24 protein-coding genes are annotated in these 25,224 nt (G+C 60.3%); 12 read left to right on the forward strand and 12 right to left on the reverse strand.

Annotated features, from left to right (window positions below):
• Positions 1 to 70: 70 nt before the first annotated feature.
• Genes ilvC through RY831_RS17885 form a run of 3 tightly spaced genes read right to left on the reverse strand, consistent with a single transcriptional unit; the run spans position 71 to position 3,347 of the window.
• Positions 71 to 1,087, reverse strand: a complete 1,017-nt coding sequence (gene ilvC, locus RY831_RS17875; protein ID WP_326507738.1) for a ketol-acid reductoisomerase — start codon at positions 1,085 to 1,087, stop codon at positions 71 to 73.
• A 50-nt stretch (positions 1,088 to 1,137) separates the two neighbouring features.
• Complete coding sequence (gene ilvN, locus RY831_RS17880) at positions 1,138 to 1,629, reverse strand: acetolactate synthase small subunit (RefSeq protein ID WP_326507739.1); 492 nt, start codon at positions 1,627 to 1,629, stop codon at positions 1,138 to 1,140.
• Positions 1,629 to 3,347: an acetolactate synthase 3 catalytic subunit gene (locus RY831_RS17885; RefSeq protein ID WP_326507740.1), complete on the reverse strand. Its 1,719-nt coding sequence runs from the start codon at positions 3,345 to 3,347 to the stop codon at positions 1,629 to 1,631. Before RY831_RS17885 ends, ilvN begins: the two co-directional genes overlap by 1 nt.
• Positions 3,348 to 3,857: 510 nt before the next feature.
• Between RY831_RS17885 and RY831_RS17890 the strand changes: the two genes are divergently transcribed.
• The 8 genes from RY831_RS17890 (at position 3,858) to RY831_RS17925 (ending at position 9,378) form a co-directional block, all read left to right on the forward strand.
• Entirely contained in the window at positions 3,858 to 4,427 is a 570-nt protein-coding gene (locus RY831_RS17890) for an RNA polymerase sigma factor (RefSeq protein WP_326507741.1), read from the forward strand.
• Positions 4,424 to 4,831 carry a DUF3619 family protein gene (locus RY831_RS17895; protein WP_326507742.1) on the forward strand — a complete coding sequence of 136 codons (408 nt, stop codon included), beginning with the start codon at positions 4,424 to 4,426 and terminating at the stop codon, positions 4,829 to 4,831. Before RY831_RS17890 ends, RY831_RS17895 begins: the two co-directional genes overlap by 4 nt.
• Positions 4,832 to 4,834: 3 nt before the next feature.
• A complete protein-coding gene (locus RY831_RS17900) occupies positions 4,835 to 5,509 on the forward strand; it encodes a DUF3106 domain-containing protein (RefSeq protein ID WP_326507743.1) in 675 nt (224 codons plus the stop codon).
• A 10-nt stretch (positions 5,510 to 5,519) separates the two neighbouring features.
• Positions 5,520 to 6,050, forward strand: coding sequence for an RDD family protein (locus tag RY831_RS17905; RefSeq protein WP_326507744.1), 531 nt, complete (start codon positions 5,520 to 5,522; stop codon positions 6,048 to 6,050).
• A gap of 125 nt (positions 6,051 to 6,175) precedes the next feature.
• The gene (locus RY831_RS17910; protein WP_326507745.1) at positions 6,176 to 7,141 is read left to right on the forward strand and encodes an alpha/beta fold hydrolase; all 966 of its coding nucleotides are present in this window, start codon (positions 6,176 to 6,178) and stop codon (positions 7,139 to 7,141) included.
• A gap of 194 nt (positions 7,142 to 7,335) precedes the next feature.
• Positions 7,336 to 7,806, forward strand: a complete 471-nt coding sequence (locus RY831_RS17915) for a fasciclin domain-containing protein (RefSeq protein ID WP_326507746.1) — start codon at positions 7,336 to 7,338, stop codon at positions 7,804 to 7,806.
• Positions 7,807 to 8,019: 213 nt separating this feature from the next.
• The gene (locus RY831_RS17920; protein ID WP_326507747.1) at positions 8,020 to 8,685 is read left to right on the forward strand and encodes a TetR/AcrR family transcriptional regulator; all 666 of its coding nucleotides are present in this window, start codon (positions 8,020 to 8,022) and stop codon (positions 8,683 to 8,685) included.
• Positions 8,686 to 8,784: 99 nt separating this feature from the next.
• Positions 8,785 to 9,378, forward strand: a complete 594-nt coding sequence (locus RY831_RS17925; RefSeq protein ID WP_326507748.1) for an LOG family protein — start codon at positions 8,785 to 8,787, stop codon at positions 9,376 to 9,378.
• A gap of 128 nt (positions 9,379 to 9,506) precedes the next feature.
• Here the strand turns inward: RY831_RS17925 and RY831_RS17930 are convergent, their stop codons facing one another.
• Positions 9,507 to 10,748, reverse strand: a complete 1,242-nt coding sequence (locus RY831_RS17930) for a cystathionine gamma-synthase family protein (protein WP_326507749.1) — start codon at positions 10,746 to 10,748, stop codon at positions 9,507 to 9,509.
• On the opposite strand from RY831_RS17930, the gene RY831_RS17935 reads away from it, so the two are divergent.
• The 4 genes from RY831_RS17935 to RY831_RS17950 all read left to right on the forward strand — a co-directional run bounded on the left by RY831_RS17935 (position 10,747) and on the right by RY831_RS17950 (position 16,559).
• Positions 10,747 to 10,902 carry a hypothetical protein gene (locus tag RY831_RS17935; RefSeq protein WP_326507750.1) on the forward strand — a complete coding sequence of 52 codons (156 nt, stop codon included), beginning with the start codon at positions 10,747 to 10,749 and terminating at the stop codon, positions 10,900 to 10,902. The two genes, RY831_RS17930 and RY831_RS17935, sit on opposite strands and share 2 nt — an antisense overlap.
• A 194-nt stretch (positions 10,903 to 11,096) precedes the next feature.
• Positions 11,097 to 12,680: a PAS domain-containing sensor histidine kinase gene (locus RY831_RS17940; protein ID WP_326507751.1), complete on the forward strand. Its 1,584-nt coding sequence runs from the start codon at positions 11,097 to 11,099 to the stop codon at positions 12,678 to 12,680.
• A gap of 83 nt (positions 12,681 to 12,763) precedes the next feature.
• Entirely contained in the window at positions 12,764 to 13,225 is a 462-nt protein-coding gene (locus tag RY831_RS17945) for a response regulator (RefSeq protein WP_326507752.1), read from the forward strand.
• The gene (locus RY831_RS17950) at positions 13,203 to 16,559 is read left to right on the forward strand and encodes an EAL domain-containing protein (RefSeq protein ID WP_326507753.1); all 3,357 of its coding nucleotides are present in this window, start codon (positions 13,203 to 13,205) and stop codon (positions 16,557 to 16,559) included. Before RY831_RS17945 ends, RY831_RS17950 begins: the two co-directional genes overlap by 23 nt.
• 118 nt (positions 16,560 to 16,677) lie before the next feature.
• Here RY831_RS17950 and purF read toward each other — a convergent pair whose 3' ends face one another.
• From purF to RY831_RS17990, 8 genes are all read right to left on the reverse strand, one after another.
• On the reverse strand, positions 16,678 to 18,195 hold the full coding sequence (gene purF / locus RY831_RS17955; RefSeq protein WP_326507754.1) for an amidophosphoribosyltransferase: 1,518 nt from the start codon (positions 18,193 to 18,195) through the stop codon (positions 16,678 to 16,680).
• 24 nt (positions 18,196 to 18,219) lie between these two features.
• Positions 18,220 to 18,708, reverse strand: a complete 489-nt coding sequence (locus RY831_RS17960) for a CvpA family protein (protein ID WP_326507755.1) — start codon at positions 18,706 to 18,708, stop codon at positions 18,220 to 18,222.
• Positions 18,709 to 18,720: 12 nt separating this feature from the next.
• Positions 18,721 to 19,662, reverse strand: coding sequence for an SPOR domain-containing protein (locus RY831_RS17965; protein ID WP_326507756.1), 942 nt, complete (start codon positions 19,660 to 19,662; stop codon positions 18,721 to 18,723).
• 77 nt (positions 19,663 to 19,739) lie between these two features.
• Positions 19,740 to 21,044 (reverse strand): bifunctional tetrahydrofolate synthase/dihydrofolate synthase, encoded by a 1,305-nt coding sequence (folC, locus tag RY831_RS17970; RefSeq protein WP_326507757.1) that lies wholly within the window; start codon positions 21,042 to 21,044, stop codon positions 19,740 to 19,742.
• Between the two features lie 111 nt (positions 21,045 to 21,155).
• Positions 21,156 to 22,028: an acetyl-CoA carboxylase, carboxyltransferase subunit beta gene (accD, locus tag RY831_RS17975; RefSeq protein ID WP_326507758.1), complete on the reverse strand. Its 873-nt coding sequence runs from the start codon at positions 22,026 to 22,028 to the stop codon at positions 21,156 to 21,158.
• A 90-nt stretch (positions 22,029 to 22,118) separates the two neighbouring features.
• The gene (gene trpA, locus RY831_RS17980) at positions 22,119 to 22,922 is read right to left on the reverse strand and encodes a tryptophan synthase subunit alpha (RefSeq protein ID WP_326507759.1); all 804 of its coding nucleotides are present in this window, start codon (positions 22,920 to 22,922) and stop codon (positions 22,119 to 22,121) included.
• A 113-nt stretch (positions 22,923 to 23,035) separates the two neighbouring features.
• Positions 23,036 to 24,304, reverse strand: coding sequence for a tryptophan synthase subunit beta (gene trpB, locus RY831_RS17985; RefSeq protein WP_326507760.1), 1,269 nt, complete (start codon positions 24,302 to 24,304; stop codon positions 23,036 to 23,038).
• A gap of 167 nt (positions 24,305 to 24,471) precedes the next feature.
• Positions 24,472 to 25,143 carry a phosphoribosylanthranilate isomerase gene (locus tag RY831_RS17990; protein WP_326507761.1) on the reverse strand — a complete coding sequence of 224 codons (672 nt, stop codon included), beginning with the start codon at positions 25,141 to 25,143 and terminating at the stop codon, positions 24,472 to 24,474.
• Between the last annotated feature and the right edge of the window lie 81 nt (positions 25,144 to 25,224).

A 25,224-nucleotide genomic window follows, 5' to 3' on the forward strand; every position in this document is an offset into this window, starting at 1 on the left:
CGCATTCTACATTTCCGCGGCACATCGATTGTGTACCGCAGGTAAGCAGTGTTACAACTTGGTTCCCGCCTTAGTTCTTGGTCTGGTCGACGAGCTTGTTCTTCTTGATCCAAGGCATCATCGCGCGCAGCTTTTCGCCAACCTGCTCGATCTGGTGCTCGGAAGTCAGACGGCGACGGGAAATCAGTGTGGGCGCGCCGGCCTTGTTCTCGAGAATGAAGCTCTTCGCGTATTCGCCGGTCTGAATATCCTTCAGGCACTGGCGCATCGCATTCTTGGTCTCTTCGGTAACGACGCGCGGGCCGGTCACATACTCACCATACTCCGCATTGTTCGAGATCGAGTAATTCATGTTGGCGATGCCGCCTTCATAGATCAGGTCGACAATCAGCTTCAGTTCGTGCAGGCACTCGAAGTAAGCCATTTCCGGTGCATAGCCGGCTTCGACCAGTGTCTCGAAACCTGCCTTGATGAGTTCGACGGTACCGCCGCACAGAACTGCCTGTTCGCCGAACAGATCGGTCTCGGTCTCTTCGCGGAAGTTGGTCTCGATGATGCCGGCACGACCACCGCCGTTGGCCATTGCATACGACAGAGCAACGTCGCGCGCGCTGCCGGACTTGTCCTGGTACACGGCGATCAGGTGCGGCACGCCGCCGCCCTGGGTGTAGGTGCCGCGGACGGTATGGCCCGGAGCTTTCGGCGCCACCATGATGACGTCGAGGTCGGCGCGCGGAACGACCTGGCCGTAATGGACGTTGAAGCCGTGCGCGAATGCCAGGACTGCACCCTGCTTCGCGTTGGGCGCGACGTTTTCATTGTAGACCTGGGCGATGTTCTCGTCCGGCAGCAGGATCATGATGACGTCGGCAGCCTTGACCGCTTCGTTGACTTCCATCACGTTCAGGCCGGCGTTCTTCGCCTTTTCCCAGGAAGCGCCGCCCTTGCGCAGCGCGACTGTCACCTTGCAGCCGGAATCGTTCAGGTTCTGGGCATGCGCGTGGCCCTGGGAACCGTAACCGATGATGGTCACGTTCTTGCCCTTGATGAGCGACAGGTCACAGTCTTTATCGTAGAAAACTTTCATGGATCTTCCTAACAGGTTATTTAGTATTTAGAGTTGTTTGGTGTGCAGTATCAGACTTTGAGGATGCGCTCGCCGCGGCCGATGCCGGAACCGCCCGTGCGGACGGTTTCCAGGATCGCAGTGCGGTCGATCGATTCAATGAAGGCATCGAGCTTCGATTTGTTACCCGTCAGTTCGATGGTGTAAGTCTTCTCGGTGACATCGATGATGCGGCCGCGGAAGATATCCGCGGTGCGCTTCATTTCTTCGCGCTCCTTGCCAACGGCACGCACCTTGATGAGCATGAGTTCACGCTCGATGTGCGAACCTTCGGTCAGGTCGACGACCTTGACCACTTCGATCAGGCGATTGAGGTGCTTGGTGATCTGCTCGATCACGTCATCCGATCCGCTGGTGACGATGGTCATGCGCGACAGCGTCGCATCTTCGGTCGGCGCGACGGTCAGGGTCTCGATGTTGTAGCCGCGGGCGGAGAACAGGCCGACCACGCGCGACAGCGCGCCGGCTTCGTTTTCAAGCAATACGGAAATGATATGGCGCATTACAGATCCTCCGAACCCAGCAGCATTTCAGTCAGGCCCTTGCCGGCCTTCACCATCGGCCAGACGTTCTCGGTCTGGTCGGTGATGAAGTTCATGAATACCAGCCGGTCTTTCATGCCGAAGGCTTCGCGCAGCGCGCCGTCGACATCGCGAGGGTTCTCGATCTTCATGCCGACATGGCCGAAGGACTCCGCCAGCTTGTTGAAGTCGGGCAGTGAATCCATGTACGACTCGGAGTAACGCGAGCCGTAGTCGATCTGCTGCCACTGGCGCACCATGCCGAGGAAACGGTTGTTGAGCAGAATGATCTTGGGTGTCAGGTGATACTGCTTGCAGGTGGCCAGTTCCTGGATGCACATCTGGATCGATGCTTCGCCGGTGATGCATGCAACCGTCGCGTCCGGATTGGCCATCTGCACGCCCATTGCGTAAGGCAGGCCGACGCCCATGGTTCCCAGGCCGCCGGAATTGATCCAGCGGCGCGGCTTGTCGAAGCCGTAATATTGCGCGGCCCACATCTGGTGCTGGCCGACGTCGGAGGTGATGAAGGCGTCGCCCTTGGTCACTTCCCACACCTTCTGCACCACCGACTGCGGCTTGATGACTTCATTGGAGGGCGTGAACTTCAGGCATTCGCGGCCGCGCCATTCGTTGATCTGGCGCCACCAGGCAGACAACGCCTGCGCATTCGGCTTCGCTTCAGCGGCATCGAGCTGCGACAGCAGTTCGACCAGCACATCCTTGACGTTGCCGACGATGGGAATGTCGACCTTGACGCGCTTGGAGATCGAGGACGGGTCGATGTCGATGTGAACGATCTTGCGGGGATGGCTCGCGAAATGTTTCGGATTGCCGATCACGCGGTCGTCGAAGCGCGCGCCGATCGCAATCAGCACGTCGCAGTGCTGCATCGCCATGTTGGCTTCATAGGTGCCGTGCATGCCGGGCATGCCGACGAACTTGTCGCTCGATGCCGGATACGCGCCCAGCCCCATCAGGGTATTGGTGCAGGGATAGCCGAGCTTGTCGACCAGCTTGTTCAGTTCGCCGGAGGCGTTGGCGAGGATCACGCCGCCGCCGGTATAGATCATCGGACGCTCGGCCGACAGCAGCAGCTGCACTGCCTTGCGGATCTGGCCGGCATGGCCCTTGTCGACCGGCTTGTAGGAGCGCATTTCGAGTTCCTTCGGATACTCGAATGCCGCCTTGTGCATCGTGATGTCCTTGGGAATGTCCACCAACACCGGGCCGGGACGACCGGTCGTGGCGATGAAGAAGGCTTTCTTCATCGTCGCGGCGAGATCCCTGACATCCTTGACCAGGAAGTTGTGCTTGACGCACGGACGGGTGATGCCGACCGTATCGCACTCCTGGAACGCATCCTGGCCGATCGCATGCGATGGCACCTGTCCGGAAATGATCACCATCGGGATCGAATCCATGTAGGCGGTGGCCAGGCCGGTGACGGCATTGGTGACGCCTGGGCCGGAGGTGACGATGGCGACGCCGACCTTCTGCGAACTGCGGGAATAGGCATCGGCCGCATGGATCGCGGCCTGCTCGTGACGTACCAGGATGTGCTGGAACTTGTCTTGATTGAAGATTGCGTCGTAGATGTAGAGAACTGCGCCGCCGGGATAACCGAACACGTGTTCGACGCCCTCTTCCGCCAGGCAGCGGACAACCATTTCCGCGCCGGTGATTTCATTGCTACTCATTGCCAGGTTCCTTTCAAGGTCCATTGGAGATTGATCGGATGCTCTCTCCTGCGAAATCGTGCGCGACAACAGTGCCTGGGCATCCCTTCTTTGTGCGGTCACGTCATTTCGTTGCGCACCCGTAGATGCGATTCAAAATGGCGCTTAACGCGACTCGTTCAGCCGGGGAATCTGGAGTACCGCTACGGTTTTCTCACGCTTGTGGCGTGGGTTAGAGCAAACAGCTTTTAAAAGTAAAGCACGTCTGATCGGGATTCGGCATCATGGGCCGCGCGAAAAGACAATTCCTTCAAGATGGGAAGGGAGTGATACGTTAATGGCTTGCACCCTTTTGGTCAAGCTAAATTGCATTAATTCCGTTAGAAATCAAGCGGTTTTCACAAAAACCATGCACAATTCCGCACGTTTTTGTTAGCATGCGCACTGTTTTTATCAAGCTCTCTCCCAATACCGGCAGGCGTGTCCTGCCCCACACATTCAGGCAACCAGAACAAATGCCGCGCCTCCCTGATGGCAACTGAAAAAGAACTCTCCGACTTCCTCGAAAGCGTGGAACGCCGGGCCTTCAAGCAAGCCGTATACGCGGTTCGAAAGGATGAGGCGGCTCTTGATATTGTTCAAGATGCAATGATCAAGCTCGCCGAGAAATACGGCGACAAACCACCCGCCGAACTGCCCCTGCTGTTCCAGCGCATCCTGCAGAACACGATCCATGATTACTTCAGGCGGGAAAAGGTGCGCGACACCTGGGTCAGCCTGTTTTCTTCACTCGGCAGGGAGACCGAGGACGCCGATGGGTTTGACATCCTGGAAACCTACGAGGCCGAAGAAGGCAGCGAAGCCGCCGAATCGAGCGCGGACAAGGTCGAACGGGAACAGGTGCTGGCAGTCATAGACCAGGAAGTACAGAAGCTGCCGGGGCGTCAACGAGAGGCATTTCTGATGCGTTATTGGCAGGATATGGATGTCGCCGAAACCGCCGCGGCGATGGGCTGCTCGGAAGGCAGCGTCAAGACACACTGCTCGCGGGCGACACACACCCTGGCCAAGGCGCTGCGCGCAAAGGGAATCACCTTATGAACACCAGACAACTCAATTTCGCGTACAAGATCCGCCACGCGCTCAATGAAAATCTCGACCACCTGCCGCAACCCACTACCGACAGGCTGGCCGCAGCGCGCAAGCTGGCCGTGTCCCGTAAAAAGAAGGAATCCGCGCTGCGCGCACTGTTCGCGCGCCCGGTTCTCTCGACCCAGGGCGGCGCCAGCGTATCGAACGGCCGAATGGCCTGGCTGGGCGGCATGGGATTTGCAGTGCCCGTGATCGTGGTGGCGCTCGGACTGGCCGGCATCTATCAATTCGAGCAGCAGCGCAGGATCAGCGACACGGCCGAGATCGATGCCGAGATGCTTGCCGATGAATTGCCGATTTCCGCCTATCTTGACCAGGGATTCAATGCCTTCCTGGCAAACAGGAGCGACTGAGCGATGCCGCCAATGCTGTGTTCGACTGCCGCCCGCCTCCTGCGGGCGGCCTGCATTTCATCCAGCATGGTCGCGTCGCTTGCATTTGCGCAGGCGACCAATGCACCAGATGCCGCAAATGCCGCAAATGCCGCAGCCAATGTCCCTGCACCGTCCGCCGCGGGCAATACGGCAAGGCTACAGCCGGATGCGCGTCCGCTCTGGACGGAGCTGACGCCTGCCCAGCAGCAGGCGTTGGCCCCGCTGTCCGGAGAGTGGGACCGGCTGGACGGATTTCGAAAGAATAAATGGCTGGCCATCGGCAACAAGTTCGCATCGATGAAGCCGGATGAACAGCAGCGCATGCATGAGCGCATGCGCGACTGGGTCAAGCTCACGCCGGAAGAGCGGCGCACGGCACGTACGAATTACGCGCGCGCCAAGCAATTGGGTCCCGACCGGAAAAACGAGCAGTGGGAAAAGTACCAGCAGCTGCCGGAAGATCAGAAAAAGGAACTGGCCGACAGCCCCGCTCCCAGGAAGCGCGTCACCACGCTTCCCTCGCCCAGCGCACAGCGCAATGCCAGCGCCACACTGCCGCCGATCAAGGCGGCGCCGAAACCGGTGCATGAGCAATCGGTGACGCCGAAGGTCACAAGCCAGTCGGCGATTTCACCGGCTGCCGCTCCATCAAAATAAGAAGTCAGACATGCCGCTTGATACGCTTACCGCTTCCCCGACTCCGCCTTCTCTGAGACGCCGCCTTGCCAGCATGGTCTATGAAACCATGCTGCTGTTCGGCGTGGTCTTCGTCGCCGGCTGGCTGTTCTCCACGCTGCTGGAGCAAAAGCATGCCCTCTATCTGCGCAATATGCTGCAGGACTGGCTGTTCGTCGTGATCGGGCTTTACTTCATCTGGTTCTGGACCCACGGCGGACAAACGCTCGCCATGAAGACCTGGCGCCTGAAAATCGTTACGGCAGAAGGCGAGGCCCTGGGATACAAGCGGGCATTCGGACGCTACCTTTTGTCCTGGCTATGGATATTGCCCGGCCTGGCGGCTGCATGGGCTCTGAACGCAAAGGCCTGGATGCTGATCCTGATCCCGTTGGCCAACGTCGTGCTCTGGGCACTGACGGCGTATCTCGATCCGCAGCGACGGTTTCTTCATGACAGGATCAGCGGCACGCGCGTCGTGCAAATAGCTGACAAGCCGTCACCCGCGCAGGCAGCCGCATAATTGCGTTCGCCGGTCATGACCGGCGGCATTGTCCTTGTCCGCACGCATCCTGTCCGATGTCGGACGATCAGACTGGCAGCATTTACCCGTGTCTGCTCGAAAACCGCCAAGAATCCCGGTGAACCATGGTTGCACGCATTTGCAAAATCATTCTTCTCGTGCAGTTCCTTGCCATCATGTCGATCGCCGCATTCCTGGCGAGCGCACTGCACTGGCCCTGGCCGTCCGCCCTGCTCTTCGGCCTCGGCTTTGCACTGGCGGTTCGCTTCCTGATCGCAAGCAATAATTTCCGGATCGCCGCGCGTACGCGCAGCAGGCTGCCGGAACAATACCGGCTCGGACCGCTCGCCACTGCCCGCCTCCTGCTGGGCGAATACAAGGCCACCATGTTTAGCTCATCCTGGACCATGCCGTTCCGGCGTTTCGGGCGGCGCATACCGGAACAGCCCCACGGGCTGCCGGTGCTGCTCGTCCATGGCTACGGATGCAACAGCGGTTACTGGCACGGCATGAGCCGCGCCTTGACTGAAGCACGCATCGCGCACCAGGCCATCGACATGGAACCTGTCATCGGCAGCATCGATGAGTATGCAGACCTTATTTATGACGCCATCGAGGCACTGTGCCGCGATACCGGTCATTCACAGGTCATCGTCGTCGGCCACAGCATGGGAGGATTGGCGGCGCGCGCCTACATCCGCCGCCATGGCCCGCACAGAATCGCCAAGGCGATTACCCTCGGCACACCCCATCATGGCACGGCCCTGGCGCATTTCGGGGTGGGTGTCAACACGCAGCAGATGCGCTGGACGGCTTCCGCTACCAAGGCATCCAACGATGCAACCCAGCAGGAGGGCGTGGCAAGCGACTGGCTGCTGCAACTGGCCGCCGGAGAAAGCGAAGATGTCTACCGGCTATTCGTATCGATTTACTCGCACCACGACAACATCATCTCGCCGCAAATATCATCCCACCTTGAAGGCGCCAGGAACATTGAATTCCATGCAATCGGGCATGTCGCGCTGGCATTGCATTTCCGCGTCCAGGCGACCGTGATCGACGAAATTCTCCACGCCTCCGCAGCCCACTGACCGCATCGCCGAAACAGGCAACAGGGGAGCGTCTTTCATCAGCTCGGATGCCGGCCGGCATGGTCGGAAGCGGCATCGCCGGAACTTTTCCGGACATTTGAAAACAGAATGACAAGACGCGATTCACCGCCAGCGATGCGGTGCCTTTCATGCCGCAAAGAACCTGTTCATTGTTTCGTCACAAGGAGTAACCCATGAAGCGTTCGATCGCTGCCGTTGCATCTGCTTTCGCCCTGTCAATCGCATGGTCACCGGCCCATGCGTCGGATCTGGTCGAAACCGCCTCCACCGGCGCAACATTCAAGACCTTTCTTGCCGCGGCCCAAACTGCGGGCCTGTCCAACACGCTAAAAAATTCAGGGCCCTACACCGTCTTCGCACCAACCGACTCCGCGTTCAACAAGCTGCCTCCGGACACCTTGCAAACGCTGATGAAGGACAAGGAGAAGCTGGCGGAACTGGTGAACCACCATATCGTCCCGGGCAAGATCACGGTCGCAGACGTCAAGCCAGGCAAGGTGAAAACCGTGCAAGGCGAGGAAGTTACATTAACCTCGGACAACGGCAAGGTTACCGTGGACAACGCCAACGTGATTCAGAGCGACTTGATGGCCGACAATGGCGTTATCCATGAAATCGATACGGTCATTCTTCCGAAGAAATAAATTTACATTTACATGATCACGGTCGCGGCATCCCCGCGGCCTGCCGTTCCTGCCTGCTCTTGTCTCCCTTGAATAGGACAGTGTTCCATCAGCCTGTCACCCTGCCAGCCTGCCACCTTTCCTCCTGCCTGTCCTTTACCATCGCTTATCCGCATGGCGGCAACGATGTTATCCTTGCCACGAAATGAACACAGGAAATGGGAGCCAGCGCTCATGCAACAAAAAGCCCCTCGACGCACGCGCGAGCGAATCCTCGAACTGTCGTTGCGGCTCTTCAACGAATTCGGGGAGCCGAACATCACCACGACCGTGATTGCCGAGGAAATGGATATTTCGCCCGGCAATCTGTACTACCACTTCCGCAACAAGGACGATATCGTCAATTCGCTGTTCGCACAGTTCGAAGCCGAGATCGGACGCATGCTTGCCGTGCCGGCGGACCGCCGGCCGACGGTTGAGGATGTCTGGCAGTACCTGCACCTGATGTTCGAACTGGTCTGGCGCTATCGCTTCTTCTATCGCGACCTGAGCGACCTGCTGTCGCGCAATCGCAAGCTCGAGCTGCATTTCAAGCAGATCCTGACGCACAAGATCCAGGTCGCCCAGCAGCTGTGCACCGGCTTGCGCGCGGATCAGGCCCTGGACGCCAGCGACCGGGAGATCGAAACGCTGGCGACCAACATGGTGGTGGTGGCCACCTACTGGCTTTCTTATGAATACGTGCGCAATCCGCGCAAGTACACAGAGCAGGAAGTCATGGCAGAGGCCTTGGCGCGCGGCTGCTACCAGGTCCTGTCGCAGATCGTGCCTTACCTGCGAGGCGAAACGCGCATCCTGTTCAACAAGCTTGCAGACGAATATCTGCAGAAGCTGAAGTAGGCGTCACGTCGTGGCTGCCGCAACCGGTATACTGGCATCCCTGTCGAACCATTTCGCACCGCGCAGCCTTGCGCGACCTACCTGATTACCCTTCATCCCATGAAATCGATCTGTATCTATTGCGGCTCCTCCGTCGGCGCCTCTCCCGTGTATGCGGAAGGCGCCCGCCTGCTCGCCAAAACCATGGTGGACAACAATATCGCTCTCGTCTACGGCGGCGGCAATGTCGGCCTCATGGGCGTGATCGCCGACGAAGTTCTGCGCCTTGGCGGCGAAGCGACCGGCGTCATTCCGAAGGCACTGATGGACAAGGAGGTCGGCCATGGCGGCCTGACACGCCTGCATATCGTCAAGGACATGCACGAACGCAAGGCAATGATGGCGGAACTGTCGGATGGCTTCATTGCCATGCCCGGCGGGATCGGCACTCTGGAGGAACTGTTCGAGGTCTACACCTGGGCTCAGCTCGGCTTTCATGAAAAGCCGATCGGCCTGTTGAACGTGAACGGCTTTTACAATGGCCTCATCGGCTTCCTCGACCACGTGATCAACGAGCGATTCCTGCGGCGCGAGCAGGCGGATCTGCTGGTGCATGCGGAGGAGCCGGCCGCATTGGTCGATATGCTGAAGGCCTATCGCCCCCAGCGCCACGCGAAAACCTTCGATAGGGTTACAGCCGGCAAAATCATTTAAGCGAGTGAATTTGTCGAAGTTGTCGAAGCCATTGAAATCATCGGAGCCGCTCGCGGCCGCGGGATTCAATCCAGGCGCATTGCGCCCCCAAGAAATAAGGGCCGGCATTGAGGCCGGCCCGATGATGGTCAGGCGTCGAGCGCCTGCCTGAAATCTTCCAGCAGGTCGTCGGTGTCTTCAATGCCGACCGATACCCGGATCAGCGATTCGGCGATGCCCATGCTGGCACGCCTTTCCGCCCCCATCTCGAAAAAGATGGTGTGCGCCACCGGGATGACCAGCGTGCGCGTATCGCCGAGGTTGCTTGCCGGGACGCCGAGCTGGAGCCGGTTCAGGTAGTCGAAGCAATCGATCCCCTCCTTCAGTTCGAAGCTGAACAGGCTGCCGTAGCCGGAAAACAGTTCGCTGGCAATGGCATGCTGGGGATGCGATGCAAGGCCCGGGTAATACACTGCCGACACCCGCTCATCGGCTTCCAGCATGCGGGCCAGGGCGAGCGCGTTCGCGCATTCGCGCTCCATGCGCAGGGCCATGGTCTCGGCCCCCACTGCAATATGATGCGCGGCTTCCGGCCCTAGCGTGCCGCCGAAATCGCGCAGGCTTTTCGCGCGGATCTGCGCCAGGCCCCACTGGCTCGCCGTGTACTTCTTGTAGGCCTCCAGGATATTTGGATACCGCGTCCAGTCATACAAGCCGGTGTCGGTGAGGCTGCCGCCCAGCGCATTGCCATGACCGCCGATCGACTTGGTCAGCGCATTCACCACCAGGCCCGCACCGACCATCTTCGGCCGGAACAGATACGGCGAGGTCATCGTATTGTCGACTACATACAGGATGCCGCGGTCGCGGCAGAGCTGGCCGATGCGCTTGAGATCGGCGATCTGGGTGCGGGGATTGGCAATGGTTTCCACGAACACGATGCGGGTCGACGGCGTCAGTGCGGCCTCGACATTTTTCACATCGGTCGCATCCACCATCGATACCTTGATGCCCTGTGCGTTGACCGTCTGCCAGAGGCTGTTGGTATTCCCGAAAAGGAAAGCCGACGACACCACATGGTCACCTTCCCGCAGCAAGGCCTGGGCCACTGCCCCGATGGCAGCCATGCCGGTTGCGAAGCAGATCGACGCCAGGCCCTGCTCCATCTTCGTGACCTTGTCCTCGAGCGCGGAAACCGTGGGGTTGCCCTGCCTTCCGTAGCGGTATCCGGGCTGTTTGCCCTGAAACACCTCGGCCAGCTGGCGGGCATCGCGGTAACCGAACGTAACCGAGGTATGGATGGGCTTGTGCAGGGATCCGTGTTCGATCGGCTTCTGCCGGTCGCTATGCAGGATGCTGGTGGTGAAACCGTATTTTTTTGTGTCGGTCATGGCGAAAAAAAACCCGCTTGGCTTGCGCGAAAACGGGGCGGAACACAACTCCGTTTTAGCAGCATTTTTCATGGGACTCTACCCGGGCGCCCGCAATCAGAACAAATCGGCGCAGACCCGTATCGTAGCGCAAATCGGGATGAACGCAAAATAGCAAGGCCGTGCGAAGCATCTCCGCAAACTCGTCTTGGTCCTGCAGGATGTAAATGCTTTCAGCGAACTATTTTTGCACTATTTTTCTAACACGTGATCGTAGTCAAACGACAGCGTTTTTCTGTCACGCACCTGTCGTCAAACGGTAGCATTGCCCGGGGTGTCACTAATCGAGAAGATTGCAAACTTTTGCCGATGGATTTCAATGAACTGGTGCTGCGGGAAATTCCGGATGCGGTTGTCGTATTGACTCCCGAAGGAAGGATTGCACATTGGACAAGAGGAGCGGAGCAGGTATTCGGTTATGACGGCATGGAAGCCGGCGGAAAGCCGCTGCTGGAATTGCTTGTGCCGCAGGAACTGCATGCCGAGGAAATCCGCTACCTGACGCTGCTGAAGCAGACCGGCAGCTGCAGCTACGAGTCAGTCCGCCAGACAAAGAGCGGCGCGCTCATTCATGTCGATGTTTCAAGCAGGTCCATTCACGCGGAAGACGGCGCCCTTGCCTATGTATTGAGCAGCCAGAAAGACGTGACCGGGCTGAAGGTCAGGCGCGACGCGAAATTGCTCGAGGCAAAATTTCGCGACCTGCTCGAATGCATGCCCGACGGGATCGTGATGTCGAACGCAACCGGACATATCGTACTCGCCAACTCTCAGGCGGAGCGCCTGTTCGGCTATGCGCATCATGAACTGCTGGGATTGCCGGTGGATTGCCTGCTGCGCGGCCGGCAGGCTCAGCAGCAGCTAGCGCACCCTCTCTACAGTCGTTTCAGGCCATCCGCCAGTGCAATAACCGGCGCAACCGGCAGTACAGCCGGCGCCGCAACCGCCAGTACGGCCACCAATACTGGTACAACCGCGAGTGCCACGGCCGGGACGGCGGGACTCGCCTTGCATGCGCTGCATTCCTTGCACGCGTTGCGCAAGGACGGCCGGGAAATTCCGGTGGAAGTTAGTACCGGCCCGGTACAGACCGAGGAAGGGCCGCTGGTCATGTGTGCGATCCGCGACATGACGGAACGCAGGCAGATCGAACGCACCCTGCATGAGAAGAACATGGAGCTCAAAAAGGCCAACCTCGCGAAGGATCATTTTCTCGCCGCGATGTCGCACGAGTTGCGCACGCCGCTCAACGCCATCATCGGATTCACCGGCACGCTGCTGATGCGCCTTCCCGGCCCGCTGACGCAGGACCAGGACAAACAGCTGCGTACCGTTCAGCACAGCGCGAAGCACCTGCTCTCGCTGATCAACGACCTGCTCGATCTGGCCAGGGTCGAATCCGGCAAGATCAGCCTGCATGTCGAAGCGGTATCGCTCAGCAGCCTTGTCAGCGGCATCATCGACACCATCACCCCGCTCGCCCGGCAGAAAGACCTGGCGCTGAAATTCGATGCGCCCGATCGCGACGTCGTGTTCCAGACCGACCGGCGCGCGGTGAGTCAGATCCTCCTCAATCTCGTCAACAACGCGGTTAAATTCACCGAGCGCGGCAGCATCCTCGTCAGCTTGCGGGAGCGGGTTCGCGACGGCACGCGCGAGGCAATCATCAGCGTCTGCGACAGCGGCATCGGCATCCGGGAAGAAGACCAGGGGCGCTTGTTCGAAGCCTTCTCCCAGGTCGACACCGGCTCGACCCGGCGCTACGAAGGCAGCGGCCTGGGCCTGTACCTGAGCCGGCAGCTCGCCGCGCTGCTCGGCGCGCAGCTGGCATTCGTCAGCAACTACGGCGAAGGCAGCCAATTCACCTTGTCGCTGCGGGAGCGCGGCCAATGATGCGCCGCATGAACGATGCGCGCATGCGGCGCGCGGCCGATCGTTCGCCGTTCGCCCACGGCATTCGTTGCGGAGCCGACTGATTGAGTAACCGTATCCTGGTCATCGAAGACAATCCGGCCAACTTGGAGCTGATGGTCTATCTGCTGAACGCTTACGGCTACCAGGCAATGACGGCGACCGACGGCTTGAGCGGGCTTGCCGTTGCGCGGCGCGAGCGTCCGAACCTGGTCCTCTGCGATGTCCACCTGCCCGGCCTGAACGGATACGGCGTGATTGCGATACTCAAGTCCGAGCCGACACTGGCTTCGATTCCCGTCGTAGCGGTCACCGCGCTTGCCATGACGGGCGACCGGGAAAGGCTGCTGAACGCCGGGTTTGACGGTTATATCAGCAAGCCGGTCGAACCGGAACGTTTCGTCGGCGCGATCGAACAATACCTGGATATCCCGAATGCCGGCGGCCGGCAGCCGGCAGCCGGACCGGACTCCGCACTTTCCACAGTAACGAACAGGAGCAAAGATGGCGACCATACTGATCGTTGACGACCATGTCCTGAACCGCCAGTTTCTCATGGTCCTCCTCGGTTACAGCGGCCATCGCCTGCTGGAGGCGTCCAGCGGCGCCGAAGGACTGGAGCAGGCCGCCCGGGGACGGCCGGACCTGGTCATCGCAGACATTCTCATGCCGAACATGGACGGCTATGAATTCGTCACCCGCCTGCGCGCAATGCCTACATTCGCTGCAACGCCGGTCATTTTCTACACCGCCGCCTTTCATGACCGCGAAGCCGGCCTCATGGCCATGTCCTGCGGGGTGCGCTGGACGCTTCCCAAACCGTCCGATCCCGAACTGATCCTCAAGACGGTCCAGGATGCGCTGGGCCTGCCCGGGCACAGCCTCCCGGCACATCCTCCCGACAACGTGCCGCCCGAGCCGGCACACCGTTCCGGCTTGAACGACCAGCTCTCGGAATACCTGGTCGAGCTGGAAACAAGCAGTAACCTGATGTCGGAATTCGCCATGGAGGGCCAGGCCCGCGGCGTCTCCGGTTCGGAAGAACTGCAGCAGATCGCCCAGCGGCTTTCCAATGCGCTGTCGAGCCTGCAGGGCGTGAGCCTGCGACTGACCGCCCTGATCGAATTGGGCATTGAACTCACCGCGGAACGTGATCCCCGCCGCCTGCTGGAAATCGGTTGCCGCGTGGTGCAGGACATCTGCGTTGCCAGGTATTCGGCGATCGGCATACTGGCGAAAGACCGACGCCGGCTTGAGCATTTCCTGACGCGCGGCATGGACGAGGGCACCGCCGCCGGGCTGGTCCTGCCCTTGCCGGATTCTGGCATGCTGGGCAGAGTGCTTGCGCAGCGCAGGCCGTGCCGCATGCGCAACCCGGACGGCGCCCCGGAACGGCTCGGCCTTCCGTCCTCACATCCTCCGGTTCATTCCTTCCTCGCCGTGCCGGTGGCATCGCAGGAAACGACCTATGGATGGCTCTACCTGGTCGACAAGGTCGGCGCGACGGAATTCAGCGAAGTCGATGAACGGGCAGCCGCAACGGTCGCCGCGCAGCTTGCCGTCGTCTACGACAACCTTGTTCTCTACAGTGAAATCGAACGCCAGCATGCCCGGCTGAAAGATGAAGTCAACGAACGCAAGCAGGCGCAAGAGGCGCTGCGCCGCAGCCTGCGCGCTCGCACCGTGATGGCCGAATGCAACCACGTGATGGTGCATGCGAAGGACGAGCGCACGCTGCTTCAGGATATGTGCCGCACCGTGGTCGAGTCCGGCAGATACCAGATGGCCTGGATCGGCTATACCAATGAAGACGGCACTCTGACCCCCGTCGCCCATGCCGGCTCGGTGCCGGGAATGGAACCCGGACATGCGAACCGTCTCGTGCCGGAGACCGCTTCCAGTGCGGTTTCGCATGTCGGTTCCGCGCTGGCCCAGGATCATGCGCGGTCCTGGGTAACGATAGACATGAGCGGAAACGACAGCACATTCGAGACATTGCCGGACCCTGTTGCCGTTTCGCTGCCGCTCAAGCACCAGGAGCAATTGTTCGGCGTGCTGACCATTTACGAAAAGGGCACCGCATCATTCGACAGCGAGCAGGTGGCAATGCTCGAGGAACTCGCCGACGACATTTCCTACGGCGTGGCCAGCCTGCGCACCAAGCAGGCGCGGGAAAAGGCGGAGAGCGCATTGCGGATCACCGAGGAAAAGCTTTCCAGCATCCTGGATTCGATCGACAACGTGGTATGGTCGGCAACCGACAGCGGCTTCATCTATCTCAATTCCATCGTGGAAAACCTGTATGGGCGGCCGATCGAAGATTTCTTCCGCGACCGCAGCCTGTGGTTCGACTGCGTGCACCCGGAGGATCGGGAAGCCATGAAGACAGGACATGCCCGGCTTGCCCGCAGCGGCAGCCTGCGGCATGAATACCGGATCGTTCGCCCCGACAGGACCGTGCGCTGGGTCGAGGAACGCGCCCGGGCCATCCGCGACGACCAGGGCCGGCTGCTGCGCTATGACGGCATCGCCATCGATATCAGCGAACGCAAGCAGTATGAAGCCCGCATCGAATACCTGGCCGACCATGATGCCCTGACTTCGCTGGCCAACCGCAACCTGCTGGGAGACCGCATCACCCAGGCCATGGCGCATGCGCGGCGCGGCGGGCAGATGCTCGCCCTGCTCTTCCTCGACCTGGACCGCTTCAAGAGCGTCAATGACAGTCTCGGCCACATGCTGGGCGACAAGCTGCTGCAGGAAGTATCGAGCCGGCTCAGGCAGGTCGTGCGCGAAGGCGACACGGTGGCTCGCCAGGGCGGCGACGAATTCATCATCCTGCTGACCGATATACAGCGTCCCCAGGATGTGGCTGCCGTCGCGCAGAAGATCTTTGACGTGTTCGACAAACCGTTCGTGGTCAAGGATCATGAGCTGTTCATCACCACCAGCATCGGCGCAACTCTGTATCCGGACGATGGCGAAGATATCCAGACCCTGCTGCGCAATGCCGACACGGCGATGTATCGCGCCAAGGAGGAACAGGGCAATGCCTTCCATTTCTACTCGGCCGAAATGAGCGTGCTGGCGCTGGAACGCGCCGCCCTCGAGCGTGCCTTGCGTCGCGCGCTCGACAGGAATGAATTCGAGCTGTTCTATCAGCCCAAGGTCGATGTTCACTCGGGCCGCATCATCGGCGCCGAGGCGCTGATTCGCTGGCACCATCCCGACATGGGCCTGGTGCCGCCTACGCGCTTCATCCCGATGGCGGAGGAAATCGGGCTCATCATACCCATCGGCAACTGGGTCATTCAGACCGCATGCGCGCAGAATCGCGCGTGGCAGGATGCGGGGCTGCCAGCAATCAGCATCTCGGTCAACCTTTCGGCGCGCCAGTTCAATCAGGAAGGGCTGGTGCAGTCGGTTGCCGATACGCTCGACAGCATGGGGCTCGAAGCCCGCCATCTGGAACTCGAACTTACCGAAAGCATCGTGATGAACAGTGCCGATCTGTTCATCAACAAGCTGCATGAACTCCAGAACCTGGGCGTGCAATTGTCGATCGACGACTTCGGCACCGGTTATTCCAGCCTGAGTTACCTGAAGCGCTTCCCACTGCACCATCTGAAGATTGACCAATCCTTCGTGCGCGACATTGCCACCGATGCCGACGACGCCGCCATCACCAGCACCGTCATTTCGCTGGGCCACAGCCTCAATCTCCGGGTGATCGCGGAAGGGGTGGAAACCGAGGAACAGGTTGCCTTCCTGCGCGAGCACCAGTGCGATGAAATGCAGGGCTACTTCTTCAGCAAGCCGCTGCCGGCGCAGGAGTTCGCGCACCTGCTGCGCCGGCACTGAAAGCTTGCCGGCATGCTTGGGCCATCAGTGAAAAAACAAAAAGCCCGCAACTTGATGTCGCGGGCTTTTTCTGTTGCTGCGGTCCGGCTTCCAGGTTTGGAATCACCGGCTTATGCCGTCAGTCGACGCGGGCCAGATTCAACGCAAGCTGGGAACGCACGGCGTCCTCGATCACTGGCTTCGGATTGTTCCGCACGTACTCGATGCGGTCGAGATAATCGCGCGAAATATCGCCGGTGACATAGATGCCGTCGAAGCACGAGGCTTCGAAATCCTTGAGCGCCGGGTTGACGTCCGAGATCGAGCGCTTGAGCGCATCGATATCCTGGTAGACCAGCGCGTCCGCCGTGATCTCGCGGCAGACCTCCTCTTCGCTGCGGCCGTAGGCGATCAGTTCATTGCGGGTCGGCATGTCGATGCCGTAGACGTTCGGGAACATCACCGGCGGCGCCGCCGATGCGAAGATCACCCGCTTGGCCCCGGAATCGCGCGCCATCTGCACGATCTCGCGGCTGGTGGTACCGCGTACGATGGAGTCGTCGACCAGCAGCACGCTTTTGCCCTTGAATTCGCTGCTGATGGCATTGAGTTTCTGACGCACCGATTTCTTGCGCAGTCCCTGGCCCGGCATGATGAAGGTGCGGCCGATATAGCGGTTCTTGATGAAGCCTTCGCGGTAATCGAGGTTGAGCTTGAGCGCCAATTCCATCGCCGCAGGGCGGGAAGAATCGGGAATCGGCATCACCACGTCGATATCGCCGGCCGAAAACTGGCGCTTGATCTTTTCCGCCAGGTGTTCACCCATCTTCAGCCGCGATGCGTACACCGATGCGCCATCGATGATGGAGTCCGGACGCGCGAGATAGACGAATTCGAATGCGCAGGGATTGAGCATCGGATTGTCGGCGCACTGCTGGTTGTACAGCTTGCCGTCGAGGTCGACGAAGATCGCTTCGCCCGGGAGGACGTCGCGCAGGAAGCGGAAACCGAGTCCTTCCAGCGCGACCGATTCGCTGGCGACCATGTATTCGGTGCCCTTGTCGGTTTCATTGAAACCGATGCACAGCGGACGAATGCCGAACGGATCGCGGAAGGCGAGCAGGCCATAGCCGGCGATCTGGGCGACCACCGCATACGAGCCGCGCACACGCTTGTGCAGGACCGTCACGGCCTTGAACAATGCCGACGGGTCCAGCGAATAGCCGGTCGTGGCCATCTGGATTTCATGGGCCAGCACGTTGAGCAGGACTTCGGAGTCGGAGTCGGTGTTGACGTGGCGGCGATCGTTCTTGAACATCTCGATCTTGAGCTGTTCCCAGTTGGTCAGGTTGCCGTTATGCGCCAGGATGATGCCGAACGGCGCATTGACGTAGAAAGGCTGGGCCTCTTCCTCGCTGGACGAACCGGCGGTCGGATAGCGGACCTGGCCGATGCCGGCGGTGCCTGGCAGCGAGCGCATGTTGCGGGTGCGAAACACGTCGCGGACCAGGCCGTTGGCCTTGTACATCGAGAATGTATTGCCGTGATTGGTTGCGATACCCGCCGCATCCTGCCCGCGATGCTGCAGCAGCAGCAACGCATCATAGATCAGCTGGTTGACCGGACCTTGGGAAACAACGCCAACAATGCCACACATGGTGGACTCCTCAACTAGAACAATTCAAAAGCTTACATGCCTGGCCCAATCGCCGGGCAGGTAGGGGGTGACCGTTTTTGCAGCTGTCTCCGCCAACGGACTGAACAGGGCTTCCCTCCAGAAAGCCTGCTGCGGGATGGCTGTCATGCCGCACACCAGCACAACGGCCAGCACAATGACCAGACCGCGCCCCAATCCGAACAGCCCGCCGAGGCCGCGATCGGCCAGAGTCAAGCCGCTCGCCTTGATCACGGCATCCACCGCCATGCTCAGCATCATCATCAGCAGCCGCACGCCGATGAAAAGCGCAAGGAAGCCTACGATCAGCCGGGTCGTGCCGCCCGGTATCATGTCGGGGAGTAATTTGGCCAGTTCCTCGCCGTAAGCATTGGCCACCACAAATGCGACGATCCAGCTTAGCAAGGACAGGATTTCCTTGACCAGGCCCCGCAATGTGCTGATGACAATCGAGCAGATCAGCACAAAGAGAACGAGATAATCGAAAACCGTCACGTCGGCCTATGCTCAAGCAGGCACCAGGGTGCCGTTCAAGCCGAGCTTGACGATTTTCGCACGGACCTTCTCAGCCTCGTCCTTGCTGGCGAACGGTCCGACCCGGATGCGTGTACGAGCGCCGGCATCGGTGGCAATCGTTTGCGTGAATGATTTGATGCCGGCATCCTTGAGCTTGCCTTGCAGCTCATTGACCTTTTCCTTGGTCGCAAGTGCCGCCACCTGGATTACAAATTTTCCGGGTCTTTTTTCGTCGGCCGGATCGGGCTTGCCCTCAAGCAAAGCTTTGGCGCGCGCGGCTTCGGCCAGCTTCTCCGCCTGCCTTGCATCGACCTTGTCAGTCTTGTCAGCTTTTTCCGCCTTGGGCTCCGGCTTCGGATCGTTTCTGGGTTCAGGTTTGACCTCGGCCTTGGCAAGCGGCGCGACAGGCGCGGCCTGCTTTACGTTGTCGTCCCTGGACGCGGCAGCCTGCTTGGAGGCTTCTCCTTTTGCGGCTGAAGGCGCGGTACCCGGCGAGTTACCGAGTTCTGCGGGATCGACGACTTCCTCTTTCGGATCGAGCGCGGCGCTCGCACTGACGCCGGCACTGACGCCGGCCGGACCTGATGCCGGCGAAGCAGTTTCGGAACTCGCGTCGGCTGCGGCCGGCTTTTCCTTGGATGGGATCTGGATGGCGATATCGTCGGCGACCGGCTTGGGCTCGGAATCCAGCAGCATCGGCAAGCCGATCACCGCAGCCAGCACCAGTGCCACCGCGCCGATCAAGCGGCGGCGCGCTCGCTTCTTTTCGGGCAGGACCGGATCGGTCTGCTCGGCTCCCTGCGCTTTCGGCTTTGCCGCGCGCTGCTTGCGGCTGCGCACCGCTTTGGATTCTTCTTCAGCGCGCGAATAAAACGCGCTGTCGTCGGAAGCGGATTCCTGCTTGTTTTTGCGGAAGAACGAGAACAAGCTCATGCGTTAAACATTGTCGGTGAATTCAGTGGTGGCCCTGCGGCCTTGAGCCCTTGGGCCTTGAAAAAACATCACTGTTCTCAGCCGGCCCGATCGGATCTTTTCGCTTCCATCACGCCGGCGACAGTCAGAAAGGATCCAAAAACCGCAATTCTATCATTCTCGCCCGCCCTGCTTCGTGCATTCGCGAAAGCTGTGGCGGGAGAGGCGAAAGTTTCGATCGAACGTTCAGCCCCCGCTCCCGTCTGCGGGACGATTCCGGCATCCAGCAATTTCTGCTTCAGGTAATCGGCGCTCGCCGCGCGCGGCAGCGGCAGGTCGGCGAGGCACCAGTGATCGATGCGATCCTTCAGCTTTTCAATCACGCCGTCGATGTCCTTGTCCTGCATCGCGCCGAACACCGCGTATGTATAGGGATGGAACCCCATGTTGTCCAGGTTTTGCGCGAGGGTGGCGGCCGCATGGGGATTGTGCGCGACATCGAGGACGACGGTCGGCCGCCCCGGCAGCACCTGGAACCGGCCGGGCAGATCCACCACGGCCAGCCCGGTGCGCACCTCTTGCGCGCCGACGGGCAGCCGGTGGCGCAGCGCTTCCAGCGCCGCCAGCGCGGCCGACGCATTGAGCAGCTGGTTGGCGCCTCGCAGGGCCGGATAGCCGAGGGAATTGCGGCGCTGGCCGCGCCCGCCATAGCTCCACTGCTGCTTGTCGCCGGAATAATTGAAATCGCGGCCGAACAGCCAGAGGTCGGCGCCGATCGCCTGCGCATGGTCGAGCAGGGACTGCGGCGGTACGGGATCGCCGCAGATCGCGGTGCGCCCGGCTCGGAAGATGCCTGCCTTCTCGAAACCGATCTTTTCGCGGGTATCGCCGAGATACTCGGTATGGTCGATGTCCACGCTCGTAACGACCGCCACGTCGGCGTCGATCACATTCACCGCATCCAGCCTCCCGCCAAGGCCCACTTCCAAGATCACCGCATCGAGTCCGGATTGCGCGAACAGGCGCAGGATCGCAAGCGTGGTGAATTCGAAATAGGTCAGCGAGACGCCGCCGCGCTGCGCTTCCACCGCGGCGAACTGTTGCGTGAGCATGTCGTCCGAAGCGGGCTCGCCGTTGATGCGTGCGCGCTCGTTGAAGTCGATCAGGTGCGGCGAGGTGTACAGTCCGACGCGATATCCGGCCTGCAGGAGGATCGCCTCCAGCATCGCGCAGGTGGAGCCCTTGCCGTTGGTGCCGCCGACGATGATGACCGGACAGTCGAAGCGGATGCCCAGCCTGTCCCTGACCTGGCCGACGCGCTCCAGGCCCATGTCGATGGCCTTGGGATGCATGGTTTCAAGAAGGGTAAGCCAGTCGGCCAGGGTTGCGGGTTGCATAGTCATGACTCGTTGCAGCAATGGATTGGATGTTCGAACGCAAGACGGCGAACAATACGGTTCGGCGTCTTGCTTCCTGCCGTGCCCGCATTGTTCGCCGTCGCGGCGCCGCCAGGGTCAGGCCAGGACTTCTGCGGCCTGATTCTGCAGCAATGCCAGCAGCCTGGCGATTTCCTCGCGCATCTTGCGGCGATCGACGATCATGTCGACCGCGCCCTTCTGCAGCAGGAACTCGGCACGCTGGAAACCTTCGGGCAGCTTTTCACGGACGGTATTTTCAATGACCCGCGGGCCGGCGAAGCCGATCAGCGCCTTCGGTTCCGCGATCACGACATCGCCCATGAAGGCAAACGACGCGGAGACACCTCCCATGGTGGGGTCGGTGAGCACAGAAATAAAGGGCAGCTTCTTCTCCGACAGCTTTGTGAGCATGGATGTGGTTTTCGCCATCTGCATCAGGGAAAGCAGGCCTTCCTGCATCCGGGCCCCGCCGGTCGCGGTGATGCAGATGAACGGCACCTTCTGATCCAGCGCCGCCTGGGCGCCGCGCGCGAAACGCTCGCCGACCACCGAGCCCATCGAGCCGCCCATGAATTCGAATTCGAAGCAGGCCACCACCACCGGCAGCGTCATGATGGCGCCGCCCATGACGATCAGCGCATCGGTCTCGCCGGTGGCTTCCATCGCATCTTTCAGGCGGTCGGGATATTTCTTGCTGTCCTTGAATTTCAGCGTGTCGATCGGCAGCGCTTCCTGTCCGATTTCATAACGGCCGCCGGCGTCGAGCAGTGCATCGAGACGCTCGCGGGCGCGGATGCGCATGTGATGGTCGCATTTCGGGCAGACATGAATGTTCGACTCGAGGTCCGTGCGATACAGGACGGCTTCGCAGGACGGGCACTTCACCCACAAGCCTTCCGGAACCGATTTGCGGTTGCCGGAGTCGGAACGCTGAATGCGCGGGGGAAGCAGTTTTTCAAGCCAACTCATCGTGACCTCTTTTGATTTTTCGGGTGGGCGCATTGTACCGCTCGCCTTGCTTTGCGCCAATATAGGTTTGACGACTGCATTGCCGGACCATCATGCCTTTTCGTCAAGTGCCTGCCTGATACCGGCAATAAAGCTCTTCACTGCTTCCGCCGCGTTTTCCCGCGGCGTGTTTTCCAGCTCCTGAATGATGCGGCTACCGATGACTACCGCGTCCGACACGGAAGCAATGGCTTTTGCCGTAGCGCCATCACGGATGCCGAACCCGACCCCGACCGGCACCTGGACATGCTTCCTGATTTCCGGGATCTTGGTCGCTACCGCTTCCAAGTCGAGATGCCCGGATCCCGTCACCCCCTTGAGCGAGACGTAATAAACGTAGCCGCTGGCAATCTTCCCGACCTGCGCGATGCGTTCCTCCGTAGAAGTTGGTGCCAGCAGGAAAATCGGATCCAGGCCGTTTTCCTTCATGACCGCAGCAAAGTCTTCACACTCTTCAGGCGGATAATCGACCACCAGCACACCGTCTACGCCAGCCTCCGCTGCCGCGCGGATGAATGCCTCGGCGCCCATTCTCTCGATCGGATTGGCGTAGCCCATCAGCACCACCGGCGTCGACTGGTCGGTACTGCGGAATTCCCGCACGAAACCAAGCACGTCGCGCATGCCGACTCCTTGCGCCAGCGCGCGTTCCGACGCACGCTGGATGACCGGGCCGTCAGCCATTGGATCGGAGAAAGGCACGCCGAGTTCGATGATGTCGGCGCCGCCGGCCACCAGCGCATGCATCAGCGAAACGGTAAGCCCGGGCGACGGATCGCCGGCGGTAATGAAGGGAATCAATCCCTTGCGGTTTTGATCCGCGAGTGCGGTCAACGTATTCTTGATTCTGGACATGATCGGTCTCTATCTTGTTGTTCTGCCATGGAGTTGATTCGGGTGCCGCGTCGGACACCCGAATCTTTTTACCTGGCCGGGACGTGGCTGCCAGGTACAACGCTTTCGGATCTTCAGATGTTTTTCTTCATGCGCTCGGCGACGGTATGCATGTCCTTGTCGCCACGGCCGGATAGATTGGCGAGCACGATCTTGTCCTTCGGCAGGGTGGCTGCGAACTTTGCCGCATATGCCAGCGCATGGCTCGATTCGAGCGCCGGAATGATGCCTTCGATGCGGCAGCAGTTATGGAAGGCTTCGATGGCTTCATCGTCGGTAACGGATACGTATTGCGCGCGGCCGGCATCCTTGAGCCAGGCATGCTCGGGGCCGACGCCGGGATAGTCCAGGCCCGCCGAAACCGAGTGCGTCTCGATGATCTGACCGTTCTCATCCTGCAGCAGGTAAGTTCGGTTGCCGTGAAGAACGCCCGGCGAACCCGCGATGAGGGACGCGGAATGCTTTCCGCTTTCCAAGCCCTCTCCCGCCGCCTCGACACCGATCAGCTGCACGTTCCTGTGGTCGATATACGGATAGAAGATGCCCATCGCGTTCGATCCGCCGCCGATGCAGGCCACCACATAGTCCGGCTGGCGTCCGGCCATTTCCGGCATCTGTACCAGGCACTCCTTGCCGATCACCGACTGGAAGTCGCGCACCATCATTGGATAAGGGTGGGGACCGGCAACCGTGCCGATGATGTAGAAGGTGTTTTCCACATTGGTTACCCAGTCGCGCATTGCTTCATTGAGCGCATCCTTGAGCGTCTTGGAACCGGATTCGACCGGCACCACTTTCGCGCCGAGCAGCTCCATGCGGTAGACATTCTGCACCTGGCGCTTGACGTCTTCGCTGCCCATGTAAATCACGCACTCGAGGCCAAAGCGCGCGCAGATGGTGGCGGTCGCGACGCCATGCTGGCCGGCGCCGGTTTCGGCGATGACGCGCGGCTTGCCCATGCGCTTGGCCAGCAATGCCTGCCCGATCACGTTATTGATCTTGTGGGCGCCGGTATGGTTGAGGTCTTCCCGCTTGAAGTAGATCTGCGCACCGCCCATCATCTCGGACCAGCGCCGGGCGTGATAGATCGGGCTGGGACGTCCTACGAAATGCTTCAGCTCGCGCTCGAATTCCGCAAGGAATTCCGGATCGTTCTGGTAATGCGCGTAGCCGTTTTTCAATTCCGTTAACGCATGGGTCAGGGTTTCCGAAACGAAGGTGCCGCCATAGGGACCGAAATGCCCGCGCGTATCGGGAAGGTTGTAAGGTGCCGTCTGGTGCAGCGCGGCGGTTGTCAGCGGCTGGCGCTCGCTGAAGCTTTCAAGCGTTTCAAGTTCTTTCATGATCGTCCTTTTTCAAGCTTTGCGGCAAGACGTTCGCGCAGGCGAACATCCTGGACCGGTTCAGTAATGGCTGATCGCATGCCGCCGCCAGCGGCAACTGCAGGAATGTGCTCAAGGGTATGAAGATGCAAGACTAGGCCGATGCTGGCGGAAGCAGTCCTGCTCCGTCACTTTCCCTGCCTGGCGTCGGCGAGACCGACGGCCTGGATGAAAGCGGCAATCTTTGCGGGATCCTTGATGCCCTTGGAAAGCTCGACGCCACTGCTGACGTCGACGGCATGCGGGCGTACCTGAAGCACGGCTTCAGTGACGTTTTGTGCGCTCAAGCCACCACTCAAAACGACCCGAGGCGCGAGCTCTTTTGGGATGAGAGACCAATCGAAAACCTTTCCACCCCCGCCGTAACCGTCGACGAAGGCGTCGAGCAGCAAGCCGGCGAACAAGGGGCCGACGGCGCGGTAATTACGTTCGTATTCTAGCAAATCGGCGGCGGTCATATCCTGTCTCACGCGAACGGCACGCATGAACGGGCGGGAAACCGCTTCTGCCGCGGCCAGGCATTGCTCCGGCGTTTCATCGCCATGGAATTGCAGCATGGACACCGGCGCCGCATGCACGACCTTCCTTACTTCATCTGTCGATGCATTGACGAACAACCCGACGGTAGCGATGTAAGCCGGCACGGAGGCAATCAGCGTGGCGGCGGCCTCCGGAGCCAGATAGCGCGGACTCTTCGCATAAAACACGAAACCAACCGCATCGGCGCCGGCCGCAACCGCGGCGTCCAGGTCCTGTGAACGGGTGATGCCGCAAATCTTTGCTCGGGTACGGATGCTCATGGATAAAGAAGGAGTGTTCGGAAAATCGGGAAATCGTGAAATCGGACGGAGGTGACAACCGTGACAGCCGTCATTATGCGC

It is taken from the genome of Noviherbaspirillum album, from assembly GCF_035916955.1.
In the GTDB taxonomy this organism is placed as follows: Bacteria; Pseudomonadota; Gammaproteobacteria; order Burkholderiales; family Burkholderiaceae_D; genus Noviherbaspirillum; species Noviherbaspirillum album.